The sequence below is a fragment of the Kitasatospora cathayae genome (assembly GCF_027627435.1).
GTDB lineage: Bacteria > Actinomycetota > Actinomycetes > Streptomycetales > Streptomycetaceae > Kitasatospora > Kitasatospora cathayae.
On record NZ_CP115450.1, the window covers coordinates 5,344,542 to 5,360,035 of the forward strand.

Annotated in this window: 9 protein-coding genes and 3 rRNA genes; 7 read left to right on the top strand and 5 right to left on the bottom strand. The window is 68.8% G+C overall.

The window, feature by feature from the left end:
* Positions 1-47: 47 nt before the first annotated feature.
* The 5 genes from O1G21_RS23930 to O1G21_RS23950 all read left to right on the top strand — a co-directional run bounded on the left by O1G21_RS23930 (position 48) and on the right by O1G21_RS23950 (position 6,946).
* Positions 48-1,563: ribosomal RNA gene (locus tag O1G21_RS23930) — 16S ribosomal RNA — on the top strand.
* 273 nt (positions 1,564-1,836) lie between these two features.
* Positions 1,837-4,956 (top strand): 23S ribosomal RNA (locus O1G21_RS23935).
* Positions 4,957-5,027: 71 nt separating this feature from the next.
* Positions 5,028-5,144, top strand: a 5S ribosomal RNA gene (rrf, locus tag O1G21_RS23940).
* The 16S, 23S and 5S rRNA genes sit together here, the layout of an rRNA operon.
* A gap of 170 nt (positions 5,145-5,314) precedes the next feature.
* Positions 5,315-5,734, top strand: coding sequence for a YciI family protein (locus O1G21_RS23945; RefSeq protein WP_270146647.1), 420 nt, complete (start codon positions 5,315-5,317; stop codon positions 5,732-5,734).
* A gap of 54 nt (positions 5,735-5,788) precedes the next feature.
* On the top strand, positions 5,789-6,946 hold the full coding sequence (locus tag O1G21_RS23950; protein WP_270146648.1) for an RNA polymerase sigma factor: 1,158 nt from the start codon (positions 5,789-5,791) through the stop codon (positions 6,944-6,946).
* 3 nt (positions 6,947-6,949) lie between these two features.
* Here the strand turns inward: O1G21_RS23950 and O1G21_RS23955 are convergent, their stop codons facing one another.
* From O1G21_RS23955 to O1G21_RS23975, 5 genes are all read right to left on the bottom strand, one after another.
* The gene (locus tag O1G21_RS23955) at positions 6,950-8,260 is read right to left on the bottom strand and encodes a DUF58 domain-containing protein (protein ID WP_270146649.1); all 1,311 of its coding nucleotides are present in this window, start codon (positions 8,258-8,260) and stop codon (positions 6,950-6,952) included.
* A 76-nt stretch (positions 8,261-8,336) separates the two neighbouring features.
* Positions 8,337-9,317, bottom strand: a complete 981-nt coding sequence (locus O1G21_RS23960) for an AAA family ATPase (RefSeq protein WP_270151213.1) — start codon at positions 9,315-9,317, stop codon at positions 8,337-8,339.
* Between the two features lie 26 nt (positions 9,318-9,343).
* Positions 9,344-10,564, bottom strand: a complete 1,221-nt coding sequence (locus tag O1G21_RS23965) for a DUF4350 domain-containing protein (RefSeq protein WP_270146650.1) — start codon at positions 10,562-10,564, stop codon at positions 9,344-9,346.
* Positions 10,561-11,256: a DUF4129 domain-containing protein gene (locus O1G21_RS23970; protein WP_270146651.1), complete on the bottom strand. Its 696-nt coding sequence runs from the start codon at positions 11,254-11,256 to the stop codon at positions 10,561-10,563. The genes O1G21_RS23965 and O1G21_RS23970 overlap by 4 nt, the downstream gene beginning before the upstream one ends.
* A 5-nt stretch (positions 11,257-11,261) precedes the next feature.
* Positions 11,262-12,416 carry a hypothetical protein gene (locus O1G21_RS23975; protein ID WP_270146652.1) on the bottom strand — a complete coding sequence of 385 codons (1,155 nt, stop codon included), beginning with the start codon at positions 12,414-12,416 and terminating at the stop codon, positions 11,262-11,264.
* A gap of 287 nt (positions 12,417-12,703) precedes the next feature.
* Here O1G21_RS23975 and mtrA point away from each other — a divergent pair, with 287 nt between their 5' ends.
* Together mtrA and mtrB are read left to right on the top strand one after the other, a co-directional pair.
* Positions 12,704-13,381, top strand: coding sequence for an MtrAB system response regulator MtrA (gene mtrA / locus O1G21_RS23980; RefSeq protein ID WP_030283937.1), 678 nt, complete (start codon positions 12,704-12,706; stop codon positions 13,379-13,381).
* A 124-nt stretch (positions 13,382-13,505) separates the two neighbouring features.
* Complete coding sequence (gene mtrB / locus O1G21_RS23985; protein WP_270146654.1) at positions 13,506-15,485, top strand: MtrAB system histidine kinase MtrB; 1,980 nt, start codon at positions 13,506-13,508, stop codon at positions 15,483-15,485.
* The last annotated feature ends 9 nt before the right edge of the window (positions 15,486-15,494 follow it).

Sequence of the window (15,494 nt, forward strand, 5' to 3'; positions counted from 1 at the left end):
GTTGCCGTGCCGCTCAACGCGGGTGTGGACCCGATTACGGGTAAACATTCACGGAGAGTTTGATCCTGGCTCAGGACGAACGCTGGCGGCGTGCTTAACACATGCAAGTCGAACGGTGAAGCCCTTCGGGGTGGATCAGTGGCGAACGGGTGAGTAACACGTGGGCAATCTGCCCTGCACTCTGGGACAAGCCCTGGAAACGGGGTCTAATACCGGATATGACCTTCCTCCGCATGGGGGTTGGTGGAAAGCTCCGGCGGTGCAGGATGAGCCCGCGGCCTATCAGCTTGTTGGTGGGGTAATGGCCTACCAAGGCGACGACGGGTAGCCGGCCTGAGAGGGCGACCGGCCACACTGGGACTGAGACACGGCCCAGACTCCTACGGGAGGCAGCAGTGGGGAATATTGCACAATGGGCGAAAGCCTGATGCAGCGACGCCGCGTGAGGGATGACGGCCTTCGGGTTGTAAACCTCTTTCAGCAGGGAAGAAGCGCAAGTGACGGTACCTGCAGAAGAAGCACCGGCTAACTACGTGCCAGCAGCCGCGGTAATACGTAGGGTGCGAGCGTTGTCCGGAATTATTGGGCGTAAAGAGCTCGTAGGCGGCCTGTCGCGTCGGATGTGAAAGCCCGGGGCTTAACCCCGGGTCTGCATTCGATACGGGCAGGCTAGAGTGTGGTAGGGGAGATCGGAATTCCTGGTGTAGCGGTGAAATGCGCAGATATCAGGAGGAACACCGGTGGCGAAGGCGGATCTCTGGGCCATTACTGACGCTGAGGAGCGAAAGCGTGGGGAGCGAACAGGATTAGATACCCTGGTAGTCCACGCCGTAAACGTTGGGAACTAGGTGTTGGCCACATTCCACGTGGTCGGTGCCGCAGCTAACGCATTAAGTTCCCCGCCTGGGGAGTACGGCCGCAAGGCTAAAACTCAAAGGAATTGACGGGGGCCCGCACAAGCAGCGGAGCATGTGGCTTAATTCGACGCAACGCGAAGAACCTTACCAAGGCTTGACATATGCCGGAAACACCTGGAGACAGGTGCCCCCTTGTGGTCGGTATACAGGTGGTGCATGGTTGTCGTCAGCTCGTGTCGTGAGATGTTGGGTTAAGTCCCGCAACGAGCGCAACCCTTGTTCTGTGTTGCCAGCGAGTAATGTCGGGGACTCACAGGAGACTGCCGGGGTCAACTCGGAGGAAGGTGGGGACGACGTCAAATCATCATGCCCCTTATGTCTTGGGCTGCACACGTGCTACAATGGTCGGTACAAAGGGCTGCGATGCCGTGAGGCGGAGCGAATCCCAAAAAGCCGGCCTCAGTTCGGATTGGGGTCTGCAACTCGACCCCATGAAGTTGGAGTTGCTAGTAATCGCAGATCAGCATGCTGCGGTGAATACGTTCCCGGGCCTTGTACACACCGCCCGTCACGTCACGAAAGTCGGTAACACCCGAAGCCGGTGGCCTAACCCTCTGGGATGGAGCCGTCGAAGGTGGGACCAGCGATTGGGACGAAGTCGTAACAAGGTAGCCGTACCGGAAGGTGCGGCTGGATCACCTCCTTTCTAAGGAGCACATAGCAGCTTCGGGCGAACGTCCCGGAGTGCTCGCTCATGGGTGGAACGTTGACTATTCGGCACAGGAAGAGACCAGGGGTTAGTACTGCTTCGGCGTGGAACGCGATTCTGGGATTGACTGTGTCGGGCACGTTGTTGGGTCCTGAGGGAACGGGAGTTGCCTCATGGTTGCCGGCCTCACTCGAGGTAGCCCGGTTCGGGTTGTCGAGGGTGTGTGACTGGTCGTTGTTTGAGAACTGCACAGTGGACGCGAGCATCTGTGGCCAAGTTTTTAAGGGCGCACGGTGGATGCCTTGGCACCAGGAACCGATGAAGGACGTGGGAGGCCGCGATAGGCCCCGGGGAGCTGTCAACCGAGCTTTGATCCGGGGGTGTCCGAATGGGGAAACCCGGCAGTCGTCATGGGCTGTCACCCGCTGCTGAACACATAGGCAGTGTGGAGGGAACGCGGGGAAGTGAAACATCTCAGTACCCGCAGGAAGAGAAAACAACCGTGATTCCGGGAGTAGTGGCGAGCGAAACTGGATGAGGCTAAACCGTATTGGTGTGAGACCCGGCAGGGGTTGCCAATGCGGGGTTGTGGGAATGAGCTTCAGTCGTCTGCCGGCGGCTGGGCGAGTCAGAAACCGTATGGGTAGTCGAAGGACATGCGAAAGGTCCGGCGTAGAGGGTAAGACCCCCGTAGACGAAATCTGTACGGCTTGCTTGCTCATCTCCCAAGTAGCACGGGGCCCGAGAAATCCCGTGTGAATCTGGCGGGACCACCCGCTAAGCCTAAATATTCCCTGGTGACCGATAGCGGATAGTACCGTGAGGGAATGGTGAAAAGTACCGCGGGAGCGGAGTGAAATAGTACCTGAAACCGTGTGCCTACAAGCCGTGGGAGCGTCGTCAGTCGGCTTGCCGGCTGGCCGTGACTGCGTGCCTTTTGAAGAATGAGCCTGCGAGTTTGCGGTGTGTAGCGAGGTTAACCCGTGTGGGGTAGCCGTAGCGAAAGCGAGTCCGAATAGGGCGGTTGAGTTGCATGCCCAAGACCCGAAGCGGAGTGATCTAGCCATGGGCAGGTTGAAGCGCGGGTAAGACCGTGTGGAGGACCGAACCCACCAGGGTTGAAAACCTGGGGGATGACCTGTGGTTAGGGGTGAAAGGCCAATCAAACTCCGTGATAGCTGGTTCTCCCCGAAATGCATTTAGGTGCAGCGTCACGTGTTTCTTGCCGGAGGTAGAGCACTGGATAGGCGATGGGCCTTACCGGGTTACTGACCTTAGCCAAACTCCGAATGCCGGTAAGTGAGAGCGTGGCAGTGAGACTGTGGGGGATAAGCTCCATGGTCGAGAGGGAAACAGCCCAGAACACCGACTAAGGTCCCTAAGCGTGTGCTAAGTGGGAAAGGATGTGGAGTCGCAGAGACAACCAGGAGGTTGGCTTAGAAGCAGCCACCCTTGAAAGAGTGCGTAATAGCTCACTGGTCAAGTGATTCCGCGCCGACAATGTAGCGGGGCTCAAGCACACCACCGAAGTCGTGTCATTGCAGCAATACTCCTAACGGGGGCTGTGATGGGTAGGGGAGCGTCGTGTGCCGGGTGAAGCGGCCGAGGAATCGAGTCGTGGACGGTATACGAGTGAGAATGCAGGCATGAGTAGCGATACAAGAGTGGGAAACTCTTGCGCCGATTGACCAAGGGTTCCTGGGTCAAGCTGATCTGCCCAGGGTAAGTCGGGACCTAAGGCGAGGCCGACAGGCGTAGTCGATGGACAACGGGTTGATATTCCCGTACCCGCTTTGAAGCGCCAACGCTGAACCAGGTGATGCTAAGGCCGTGAAGCCGTCCCGGATCCTTCGGGTGAAGGGAAGTGGTGGAGCCGCCGGTCCAAGTCTGCAGTAGGTGAGCGATGGGGTGACGCAGGAAGGTAGTCCAGCCCGGGCGGTGGTTGTCCCGGGGTAAGGGTGTAGGACGTGGGGTAGGCAAATCCGCCTCACATATAGTCTGAGACCTGATGCCGAGCCGATTGTGGTGAAGTGGATGATCCTATGCTGTCGAGAAAAGCCTCTAGCGAGTTTCATGGCGGCCCGTACCCCAAACCGACTCAGGTGGTCAGGTAGAGAATACCGAGGCGTTCGGGTGAACTATGGTTAAGGAACTCGGCAAAATGCCCCCGTAACTTCGGGAGAAGGGGGGCCATTCCTGGTGACGGGCTTTGCGCCTTGAGCTGGGGGTGGCCGCAGAGACCAGCGAGAAGCGACTGTTTACTAAAAACACAGGTCCGTGCGAAGCCGTAAGGCGATGTATACGGACTGACGCCTGCCCGGTGCTGGAACGTTAAGGGGACCGGTTAGCTTAGTTTCGACTAGGCGAAGCTGAGAACTTAAGCGCCAGTAAACGGCGGTGGTAACTATAACCATCCTAAGGTAGCGAAATTCCTTGTCGGGTAAGTTCCGACCTGCACGAATGGCGTAACGACTTCTCGACTGTCTCAACCATAGGCCCGGTGAAATTGCATTACGAGTAAAGATGCTCGTTTCGCGCAGCAGGACGGAAAGACCCCGGGACCTTTACTATAGCTTGATATTGGTGTTCGGTTCGGCTTGTGTAGGATAGGTGGGAGACTGTGAAGCAGCAACGCCAGTTGTTGTGGAGTCGCCGTTGAAATACCACTCTGGTCGTGCTGGATGTCTAACCTGGGTCCGTGATCCGGATCAGGGACAGTGTCTGGTGGGTAGTTTAACTGGGGCGGTTGCCTCCTAAAGGGTAACGGAGGCGCCCAAAGGTTCCCTCAGCCTGGTTGGCAATCAGGTGTTGAGTGTAAGTGCACAAGGGAGCTTGACTGTGAGACTGACGGGTCGAGCAGGTACGAAAGTAGGGACTAGTGATCCGGCGGTGGCTTGTGGAAGCGCCGTCGCTCAACGGATAAAAGGTACCCCGGGGATAACAGGCTGATCTTCCCCAAGAGTCCATATCGACGGGATGGTTTGGCACCTCGATGTCGGCTCGTCGCATCCTGGGGCTGGAGTAGGTCCCAAGGGTTGGGCTGTTCGCCCATTAAAGCGGTACGCGAGCTGGGTTTAGAACGTCGTGAGACAGTTCGGTCCCTATCCGCTGTGCGCGTAGGAGTGTTGAGAAGGGCTGTCCCTAGTACGAGAGGACCGGGACGGACGAACCTCTGGTGTGCCAGTTGTTCTGCCAAGGGCATGGCTGGTTGGCTACGTTCGGGAGGGATAACCGCTGAAAGCATCTAAGCGGGAAGCCTGCTTCGAGATGAGCACTCCCACCTCCTTGAGAGGGTAAGGCTCCCAGTAGACGACTGGGTTGATAGGCCGGATATGGAAGCCCTGTGAGGGGTGGAGTTGACCGGTACTAATAGGCCGAGGGCTTGTCCTCAGTTGCTCGCGTCCACTGTGTTGTTCTGAAACAACGACTGCCTTGTCGGCGGGTCGACAGTTTCATAGTGTTTCGGTGGTCATAGCGTGAGGGAAACGCCCGGTTACATTCCGAACCCGGAAGCTAAGCCTCACAGCGCCGATGGTACTGCAGGGGGGACCCTGTGGGAGAGTAGGACGCCGCCGAACAATTCTTCAGAAGAGCCCCTGATCCGAAAAGGATCAGGGGCTTTTCGCATTTTCGGAGTCAGCCCGGCGGCCGAAAGAATCTTGGTCAGTCGTGTCGAGAACCCGTGGTCGGCTCCGTCCCCGGGGTGGACGCGGCCACAATGGGTCGCATCAGCACCGAGGAGAAGACGATGGCCAAGTACTTGCTGCTCAAGCACTACCGGGGCGCTCCGACCGCGGTCAACTGCGTGCCGATGGACCAGTGGACGCCGGAGGAGGTCACGGCGCACATCAAGTACATGCAGGACTTTGCCGCCCGCCTGGAGGAGAGCGGCGAGTACGTCGACGGTCAGGCGCTCGCGCCGGAGGGGACGTGGGTCCGGTACGACGGCGAGGGCCGTCCGCCGGTGACCGACGGTCCGTTCGCCGAGACCAAGGACCTCATCGCCGGCTGGATGGTGATCGACGTCGACAGCTATGAGCGCGCCGTCGAGCTGGCCGGAGAGCTGTCGGCCGCTCCAGGTGCCGGCGGGAAGCCGATCCACGAGTGGTTGGAACTGCGCCCGTTCCTGGCCATGCCGGAAACCACCACGGAGTGCCATCTCCGATGACCGGGCCGGATGACCGGAGTCAGATGACCGAAGCCGGATGATCGAGGTCGTGCGATGAACGAGGCCCTGATCCGGAGCCTCACGCCGGCCGTGCTCGGCATCCTCGTCCGCCGCGGAGCAGATTTCGCGGCGGCCGAGGACGCCGTGCAGGAGGCGTTGATCGAAGCGATTCGTGGCTGGGGAGCCGATCCGCCGCGGGACCCGAAGGGTTGGCTGGTCACCGTCGCCTGGCGGAAGTTCCTCGACGCGACCCGGGCGGACACCGCCCGGCGTCGGCGGGAGGAGCTCGTCGACCAGGAGCCGGTGCCCGGGCCGGCGGCCGCGACGGACGACACGCTGCAGCTCTATTTCCGCTGCGCTCATCCCTCGTTGACGCCGTCGTCCGCGGTCGCGCTCACCCTGCGGGCGCTCGGCGGGCTGACCACCCGCCAGATCGCCCAGGCCTACCTGGTGCCCGAGGCGACCATGGCGCAGCGGATCAGCCGGGCCAAGCGCACCGTGTCCGCTGTCCGGTTCGATCAGCCGGGCGACGTCGCCACCGTGCTGCGGGTGCTCTACCTGGTCTTCAACGAGGGCTACTCCGGCGATGTCGACCTCGCCGCCGAGGCGATCCGGCTGACCCGGCAGCTGGCGGCGGCGATCGACCATCCCGAGGTGGCGGGGCTGCTGGCGCTGATGCTGCTGCACCACGCCCGGCGGGCCGGCCGGACGGCGCCCGACGGCAGCCTGGTGCCGCTCGCCGAGCAGGACCGCGATCGCTGGGACACCGGGTTGATCGCCGAGGGCATCGGTATCCTGCAGGCGGCCCTCGCCCGGGACCGGCTGGGCGAGTTCCAGGCACAGGCGGCGATCGCGGCGCTGCACGCGGACGCGCCGACCGCCGGGGAGACCGACTGGGTGCAGATCGTCGAGTGGTACGACGAGTTGCTGCGGCTGACGGACAGTCCGGTGGTCCGGCTGAACCGCGCGGTGGCGGTCGGTGAGGCCGACGGGCCGCGCGCCGGGCTGGCCGCGCTGGCGCCGGTGGACGAGTCCCTGCCGAGGTACGCGGCGGTGGCGGCGTACCTGCACGAGCGCGACGGGGACCCGGCGACGGCGGCCCGGCTGTACGCCGAGGCGGCCGACCGGGCGTCCAACCTGGCCGAGCGCGAGCACCTGACCCGCCAGGCCGCCCGGCTCAACCTGCGGCTCAACCGCCCCGGGAGGGGCTGAGGTTCAGAGTCGGCCCGCGGCCTTCAGCGCCAGGTAGGTGTCCGCCAGGGCGGGGGCGATCTGGCCGGGCGGGGCGTCGAGGACGGTGACGCCGTGCCGGGTGAGGCGGTCGGCGGTGTGGCGGCGGTCGGCACGGGTCTGTTCGGCGGCGGCGGCGCCGTAGACGGCCTCCAGGGTGCCGCGGCCGGCGGCCAGCACGTCCAGGTGCGGGTCGGCGACCGAGGCGAGGACGACCTCGTGGCGCTTGGTGAGCAGTGGCAGCAGCGGGCGCAGGCCGTCCTCGACGGGGGCCGCGTCGAGGCCGGTGAGCAGGACGATCAGCGAGCGGTGCGGTGCCATCCTGAGCGCGGTGGAGACCAGGGAGCGCATGTCGGTCTCGTGCAGCGCGGGTTCCAGCAGGGCCATCGCGTTGGTGAAGGCCGGCAGGATCTCGCTCGGCGAGCTGCCGATGACCGCGGTGCGCTTGCGGGAGTCGTGGGCGAGCAGGTCGACGCGGTCGCCGGCGCGGGTGGCGAGGGCGGTGAGCAGCAGGGCGGCGTCGAGGGCGGCGTCCAGGCGGGGGGCGTCGCCGACGCGGCCGGCCGAGGTGCGGCCGGTGTCCAGGACGACGAGGATGTGCCGGTCGCGTTCGGGGCGCCAGGTGCGGACGGCGACGGTGGTGCGGCGGGCGCTGGCGCGCCAGTCGATGGAGCGGACGTCGTCGCCGGGCAGGTACTCCCGCAGCGAGTCGAACTCGGTGCCCTGGCCACGGGTCAGCACCGAGGTGCGGCCGTCGAGTTCACGCAGTCGGGCGAGCCGGGAGGGCAGGTGCTTGCGGCTGTGGAACGGGGGGAGGGCGCGGACCGTCCAGGGGACGTGGTGGGAGCCCTGGCGGCCGGCCAGGCCGAGCGGGCCGAGCGAACGGACCGTGACCCGGTGGGCGTGGTGGTCGCCGCGGCGGCTCGGGGCGAGCCGGGAGACGGCCCGGCGCCGTTCGCCGGCGGGGACGGTGAGGGTGTGCCGGGAGGAGGTCTCGGCGGTGCCGGGGCGCCAGGCGGAGGGGGCCCAGGCGTCGCGGATCAGGGCCCGGAGGGGGCGCCCGGAGGGGTTGGTGACGGACAGTTCGACGGACGCGGTGTCACCGAGCCGGACGGTGGTGTCGCCGCCCCGGACGATCCGCAGGCTGCGGACGGGGGCGGCGAGCACCAGGTCGGCCAGAACGGCGAGCAGGACCGCGCCGGTGACGGTCCCGATCCCGGCCCAGGAGGGCAGCAGCAGGCCCACGAAGAGCGCGCCGAGCGCGGCGATCAGGGCGGTTCGCCCGGTGAGGGCCATGGCGGGTGCGCTCCTTCGGAAGCCCGTGGTCGGAGGGCCGTGGATTCGGTGGCCCGGTGCGTCCGGCGGGTGTGGGTCAGCGGGGGGCGGGCGTCTGGGCGAGGACGGCCTGGATGACGGAGTCCGCGGTGACGCCCTCCATCTCGGCCTCGGCGCGCAGCGCGACGCGGTGCCGCAGGGTGGGCAGGGCGAGGGCCTTGACGTCGTCCGGGGTGACGTAGTCCCGTCCGGCCAGCCAGGCCCAGGCGCGCGAGGCGGCGAGCAGCGCGGTGGCACCGCGCGGGGAGACGCCGATGGACAGCGACGGGGACTGCCGGGTGGCCCGGCAGAGGTCGACGATGTACGCGAGGACCTCGGGGGAGACGGTCAGCCCGGCGATCTGCTCGCGGGCGGCGGCGAGGTGCTCGGGCCCGGCGACGGGGCGGACGCCGGCGGCGGCGAGGTCCCGGGGGTCGAAGCCGGCCGCGTGCCGGGACAGCACCTGGAACTCCTGGTCGCGGTCGGGCAGCGGCAGGATCAGCTTGAGCAGGAAGCGGTCCAGCTGGGCCTCGGGCAGCGGGTAGGTGCCCTCGTACTCGACCGGGTTCTGGGTCGCGGCGACCAGGAAGGGGACGGGCAGCGCGCGCGGCTCGCCGTCCACGGTGACCTGCCGCTCCTCCATGGCCTCCAGCAGGGCGGCCTGGGTCTTGGGCGGGGTGCGGTTGATCTCGTCGGCGAGCAGCAGGTTGGTGAAGACCGGGCCGGGCTGGAAGGAGAACTCGGCGGTGCGGGCGTCGTAGACGAGCGAGCCGGTGACGTCGCCGGGCATCAGGTCGGGGGTGAACTGGATGCGCTTGGTCTCCAGGCTGAGGGCCGTGGACAGGGTGCGGACCAGCAGGGTCTTGGCGACGCCGGGGACGCCTTCCAGCAGCACGTGGCCGCCGCAGAGCAGCGCCACCACCAGGCCGGTGACGGCGGCGTCCTGGCCGACGACGGCCTTGCCGATCTCGGCGCGCAGGGCGGTCAGCGCGGCGCGCGGGTCGGTGGCGGGGGTGGCGGGTGCCGTGCCGGGGGTGATGCGGAGCTGGGCGGTCGCCTGTTCGGTCACGGGTTCCGTACCTGCCTTTCGAGGGCGTCGAGGTCGTCGGCGAGCCGCAGCAGCGCGGCGTCGTCGGTCGGGGGCGGGCCGTAGAGCAGGGCCCGGACGTCCCCGGCGGGTCGTTCGGGGAGGCGGTCGGCGACGGCCGCGCAGAGTGCTTCCGGCTCGGGGGCGCCGGCCTGGAGCGGGACGCCCAGGGCGGGGGCGAGGCGGTGGGCGGTGGCGTGGCGCAGGGCCTCGGCGGCGCGGCCGCGCGCCTTGGCCCGCCGGTAGAGGCGGGCGCGGCCTTCGGTGGTCTCGGCGGCGCGGACCACCACGGGCAGGTTCTCGCTGACCACCGGGCCGAGCCGGCGGGCGCGCCAGAGGGCGGCGAGCACGGCGGCGACGGCGAGCTGGTAGCAGGCCCAGTGCCAGCCCTTCGGGAGGTAGTCGCCGAAGGACTTGCGCTGGGTGCCCTCGAGGACCGGCGCGGTGTAGTCGGGCAGGTGCCAGGTGAGGCGGGGCTGCGAGCCGAGCAGGCCGAGCGCGAGCGCGGCGTTGCCGTCCTTGGCGAGCTCGTCGTTGCGCAGGAACTGGGCGCTGCCGAGCACGATGACGTCGCCGCCCCCGCTGGGGGTGCTGACCAGCGGGTAGGCGTGCCGGCGCGAGTAGCAGCCGTCGCCACGGGTTCCGCTGGTGTAGAGCATGCCGCCCATCGAGGCGCTGCCGGCCCGGACGGCCTCGTCGAGGACGCAGTCCGGGTGGGTGCTCTGGACGGGGGCGAAGGGGACGCCGCCGTCCTCGTCGGAGGGGCGGATGCCGGGGGCGAGCGCGTTGAGGGCGACCGGGCCGGGGGCGATCAGGACCAGCCGCTGGTGCCGGGCGGCCGCGATGGCGCGCAGCTGGGCCGGGCTGAGCAGGTCGGGTTCGGGCAGCACCAGGGTGTCGGCGCCGTTCGCGGCGGCCGCGGGGTCGGTGCTGAGCCCGGTCCTGATGCCCTGGTGCTCGAGCAGGGCGACCACGGCGTGGGCGCCGTCGGCGTCGTACGAGCGCGGGTCGATCGGGGCGTAGCGGTGGCCGCGGTTGAGGACGGCGATGCCGACGGCGGCGACCAGCAGGACGGCGAGGACGACGAGGTACCAGCGGGCCCGGCGGACCAGGCGGCGCCCGGTGGGGGCGAGGCTGGTCGGCGTGGCCTCGGCGGCGGGCGGTTCGGCGGCGGGGGGAGCCGGGGCGGTGCTGGTCATGCCGCTCCTCCCGGGGTCGGGGCCGGGGCGGGGGCCGCGGCGTGGGCGAGGACCGGGCGGGTGCGTTCCAGCGTCCGGTCGAGGTCCAGCAGCAGCTGGTAGGCGGCCTGGTCGGCGGTGCGCTCGCCGTAGGCGATGTCGTCGAAGGCGCGGGCGGCCGCGGTCAGCGCGGCGGCGTGCTCGGGCAGGGCCCGGCCGGCCTCGGCGGCGGCCTCGTCGGCGGTGCGGCCGGGGCGGGAGTCGAGCAGGGTGCGCTCCTCCAGGGCCCGGACCAGCGCGCGCATCTGCTCGCGGACGGCTTCGGCCCAGCGGCCCGCGGCGGCGTGCCCGGCGGCATCCGCGCGGTACTGGGCGGCGGTGCGTGGGCCGTCGGTGCCGTACACGCCCAGGACGGTGCGGGCGGCGCGCTTGGGTGCGCCGAGGCGCCACCAGACGGCGGCGCCGATCACCACGGCGACGATCAGGAAGAACACCAGTCCGGTGCTGCCGTCGGTGCCGCCGCCGGAGATGCTGCCCATGGCGCGGTCGAGGTGGTCCCAGATCCAGTCGACGACGCGTTCCAGGACGGTCGGGTCGTTCTTGTGGTACTCGGCGTTGAGCAGCTCGTCGCGGGCGGCGTCGCGGGCCGGGTCACGCGGAACGGTGACCGGGGCGCCGGCGGCGGCGAGGAGCCTGTCCCCCCAGATGGGCATCCGGTTCAGCGCCCTGCCGTGGTCTGGTCCGCCGGGCCGCTCCCGCCGGTGCCGCCCTGCTCGGGCAGTCCGGCGGCGCGGGCGAGCTCGATGTCCAGGGCTTCGCGGCGGATCCGCTGGTCGATGTAGACCAGCACGCTGACCGCGGCCAGGAACGGGGTGGCCAGCGCGGAGGCGATGATGCCGGCGATCGCGGTGAGCACCATCATGCCGATGGACTGCTGGGAGGTGTCGCCGAAGCGGTCGACGGAGCCGAAGCCGAGCAGCAGGCCGATGACGCGGAACGGGATGACCAGGGTCGCCCCGACGATCCCGGCCAGGAGCCGGCTCAGCAGGACGATGCCGAAGATCCGCCACCAGGAGCCGCGGGCCAGCCGCCGCGAGCGCGACAGCGCCGTCACCACGCCCTGCTTCTCCAGCATCAGCGCGGGGGCGGCCAGGCTGTAGCGGATCAGCAGCCAGAGTCCGACCGGGACGGTCAGCACGCCGACCAGGAACAGCAGGCCCTCGGTGCCGCGGCTGCCCGCGCCACCGGCGCTGTAGCCGAGCCACGGGGTGAAGCCGAGCAGGATCACGCCGCCGCTCAACAGGGTGGTGAGCACGGTGAGCCCGAGCAGCTTCAGCAGTCGGGGGCGTGCGTCGCGCCAGGCCTCCCCGGCGGTCACCGAGCGGCCGAGGACGGCGCGGCTGACCACGATGGTCAGCAGTGCGACGGCGAGCGCGTCGAGCAGCAGTGTCAGCGGCAGGCTGGCGAGCAGGGTGAGGAGCTGGGTGGAGGCACCGGTGCGGCCCCTGACCAGCAGCTGGGCGACGAAGGCGCCGGCCCGGTCGAGGACGGCGATGCCGAGCGAGAGGGTGAGGGCGGTGCGCCAGTGCCGGCGGACGGTGGTGACGGCGCCGTCGAGCAGTTCGCCGACGCTCAGCGGGCGCAGCGGGATGACGCCTGGCCGGGGGCTGCGGGCGGCTTCCCAGCCGTACGGGCCGCGCCCGGGCGTCTGTCCGCCGTGGTGCGGCTGCCCGTACTGGGTGCCCCAGCCGGGGGTGGCCTGAGGGGGTGCCGACGGCCCGGGCACGGCGGCGGGCGCGTCGGCCGGGGGCCGGACGCCGTCGCGGGGTGGCTCGGACGAGCCGGGCGAGGCCCAGCCCGGAGTGTCGGTCATCACTGCTCCTCGGAGGGGCGTCCTGGGCGCGGCTCCGAGCGGATCTTCCGCCCGCGCGCAGCGCCCATCGTGCCATGGGGCCCGGAGACGCCCCAGGGGTATCCGGTTGCTGATCGGCAACGGGGCCCGTCAGGGGGTCGGACGGCGGGTTCCGGACCGTTCGGAGGGGCTCCGACGAGGGCTATTCGCCCGGTATGGCCGGAATTCGACGGCAGGGGAGTTGGCCGTTGTGGAGCATTGACACTGCTGTGCGGCAGGTCACAATCCGGTAATGAGAAGATGGACGCATGAAGGGACGCGTCCTCGTCGTTGATGACGACTCCGCACTGGCCGAGATGCTCGGCATCGTGCTGCGTGGTGAGGGTTTTGAGCCGTTTTTCGTCGCGGATGGGGACAAGGCGCTAGCCGCGTTCCGGGAGAGCAAGCCCGATCTGGTCCTGCTCGACCTGATGCTGCCGGGCCGCGACGGCATCGACGTGTGTCGGCAGATCCGGGCGGAGTCCGGCGTCCCGATCGTCATGCTGACCGCGAAGACCGACACCGTCGACGTGGTGGTGGGCCTGGAGTCCGGCGCCGACGACTACGTCACCAAGCCGTTCAAGCCCAAGGAGCTGGTGGCCCGGGTGCGCGCCCGGCTGCGCCGCGCCGAGGAGCCGACGCCCGAGCAGCTGACCATCGGCGACCTGGTGATCGACGTGGCCGGCCACTCGGTGAAGCGGGACGGGCGCAGCATCCCGCTGACCCCGCTGGAGTTCGACCTGCTGGTCGCGCTGGCCCGCAAGCCCTGGCAGGTGTTCACCCGCGAGGTGCTGCTGGAGCAGGTCTGGGGCTACCGCCACGCGGCGGACACCCGGCTCGTCAACGTCCATGTGCAGCGTCTGCGTTCCAAGATCGAGAAGGACCCGGAGCGTCCGGAGATCGTGGTGACCGTCCGCGGCGTCGGCTACAAGGCCGGACCCAGCTGACGTGACGGACCGGGCTGAGGACACCCCGTCGGGTTCCGCGACCGACGGGGCGGGGGCCGTGCGCGGAGACGTGCTGAGTTCGACCACCCGCCGCCGTCGCGGCCCCTCCGGAGTGTTCTGCCTGATGAAGCGTCGGTTCCGTCGCCCCGCGCGCCAGGTGACCGCGCTGTACCGCCGGTCGATCCAGGTGCGCGTGGTCGCGGTGTCCCTGCTGGCCTCCATCGCGGTGGTCCTGGTGCTGGGCGTGGTCGTGGTGGCGCAGGTGCGCAACGGCCTGCTGGACACCAAGATCGACGCCGCCCGGGCGCAGGCCCGGATCGGTTTCCAGGTCGAGCAGAAGAAGATCGACGAGGCCCGGGACCAGAACCTGCGGGGTGCCGTCGACCCGAGCACCGGCGAGACCGGCACCTGGCTGCTGCGCCAGGTCAACGACCTCGCCGCGAGCGGGCAGACGGTCTACTCGGTGATCGCGATGGCCCCCGGTACCGGGACGGTCGTCCCGGACAGCGCCGGCTTCGCACCGCGTTACTCGGGCGACATCCAGCCCAGCAGCATCCCGGACACCCTGCGCGCCAAGCTCTACGAAGAGCCCGGCCAGATGTTCGACCAGCCGACCCGGATCCACCGCTCGCCCGAGGCCGGCGGCAAGAGCGAGCCCGGGCTGGCCCTCGGCATGCAGTTCGTCGGCCCGGCCAACACCAGCTACCAGCTGTTCTACGTGTTCTCCTTCGGCCAGGAGACCGACACCCTCAACCTGATCACCGGCACCCTGGCGACCGCCGGCGTGTTCGTGGTGATCCTGATGGGCGGCATCGCCTGGGTCGTGGTGCGCCAGGTGGTCACCCCGGTGCGGATGGCGGCCGGCATCTCCGAGCGGCTCGCCGACGGGCACCTGGAAGAGCGGATGAAGGTGACCGGGACGGACGACATCGCCCGCCTCGGGGAGTCGTTCAACCGGATGGCCAACGCCCTGCAGGCGCAGATCCGCCAGCTGGAGGAACTGTCCCGGGTGCAGCGGCGCTTCGTCTCGGACGTCTCGCACGAGCTGCGCACCCCGCTGACCACGGTCCGGATGGCCGCCGACCTGATCTACGACAGCCGCGAGGACCTGGACCCGATGGCGGCCCGCTCGGCGGAGCTGCTGCAGGGTCAGCTGGACCGCTTCGAGTCGCTGCTGGCCGACCTGCTGGAGATCAGCCGCTTCGACGCCGGCGCCGCGATCCTGGACGCCGAGCCGGTCGACCTGCGCGAGATCGTCGCCCGGGTGGTGGAGGCCGCCGATCCGCTGGCCCAGGCCAAGGGCAGCACCGTGGTGATCCGCGGCGACGGCGAGCCGGTGCTGGCCGAGGTGGACTCCCGCCGGATCGAGCGCATCCTGCGCAACCTGGTGGTCAACGCGCTGGAGCACGGCGAGGGCCGTGACGTGGTGGTCCGGCTGGGCTCGGCGGACGGCGCGGTCGCGGTCGGCGTGCGCGACTACGGCATCGGCCTCAAGCCGGGCGAGGCGTCCCGGGTGTTCCACCGCTTCTGGCGGGCGGACCCGTCCCGGGTGCGCACCACCGGCGGCACCGGCCTGGGCCTGTCCATCGCGGTCGAGGACGCCCATCTGCACGGCGGCTGGCTCCAGGCCTGGGGCGAGCCCGGCGGCGGCTCGCACTTCCGGCTCACTCTGCCGCGCACCCGCGGCGGCGAGATCAACCGGGCGCCGTTCCGGCTGGAGCCGGAGGACTCCCGCAACAACCGGGGCCTGGGTGCGTACGGCACGCCGTACCGCCGGGCGATCGCTCCGGCCGGCTCGACGGCGATGACCGCCGCCGAGGAGCAGACCGAGCCGCCGGAAGGGGCCGGCAACGGGCTGGGCAGCGGGCTCGGCGGGGTGCTGAACATCGGCCCCGGGCTGAGCCGGAGCCGACTGCCGGAGGGGCCGCGCTCGGACCCCTCGGACGTGCGGACGGCGGCCGGTTACGGCGCCACCGGCGCCCAGGTCATGGTGGACCCGACGCCGGGACGGCCGTCGGTGGCACAGCGGACGGCGGAACCGGACGCGACGGGTGGGACGGACCTGGAGGGGTCGCAGCGTGCGAAGGACGAGCAACAGGACTGAGCCACGGCT

Bases quoted from the DNA above. Each gene is read 5' to 3' on its own strand.
- O1G21_RS23945 (WP_270146647.1), top strand. From the start codon at position 5,315: ATGGCCAAGTACTTGCTGCTCAAGCACTACCGGGGCGCTCCGACCGCG.
- O1G21_RS23950 (WP_270146648.1), top strand. From the start codon at position 5,789: ATGAACGAGGCCCTGATCCGGAGCCTCACGCCGGCCGTGCTCGGCATC.
- O1G21_RS23955 (WP_270146649.1), bottom strand. From the start codon at position 8,260: ATGGCCCTCACCGGGCGAACCGCCCTGATCGCCGCGCTCGGCGCGCTC.
- O1G21_RS23965 (WP_270146650.1), bottom strand. From the start codon at position 10,564: ATGACCAGCACCGCCCCGGCTCCCCCCGCCGCCGAACCGCCCGCCGCC.
- O1G21_RS23970 (WP_270146651.1), bottom strand. From the start codon at position 11,256: ATGCCCATCTGGGGGGACAGGCTCCTCGCCGCCGCCGGCGCCCCGGTC.
- O1G21_RS23975 (WP_270146652.1), bottom strand. From the start codon at position 12,416: ATGACCGACACTCCGGGCTGGGCCTCGCCCGGCTCGTCCGAGCCACCC.
- mtrA (WP_030283937.1), top strand. From the start codon at position 12,704: ATGAAGGGACGCGTCCTCGTCGTTGATGACGACTCCGCACTGGCCGAG.
- mtrB (WP_270146654.1), top strand. From the start codon at position 13,506: ATGAAGCGTCGGTTCCGTCGCCCCGCGCGCCAGGTGACCGCGCTGTAC.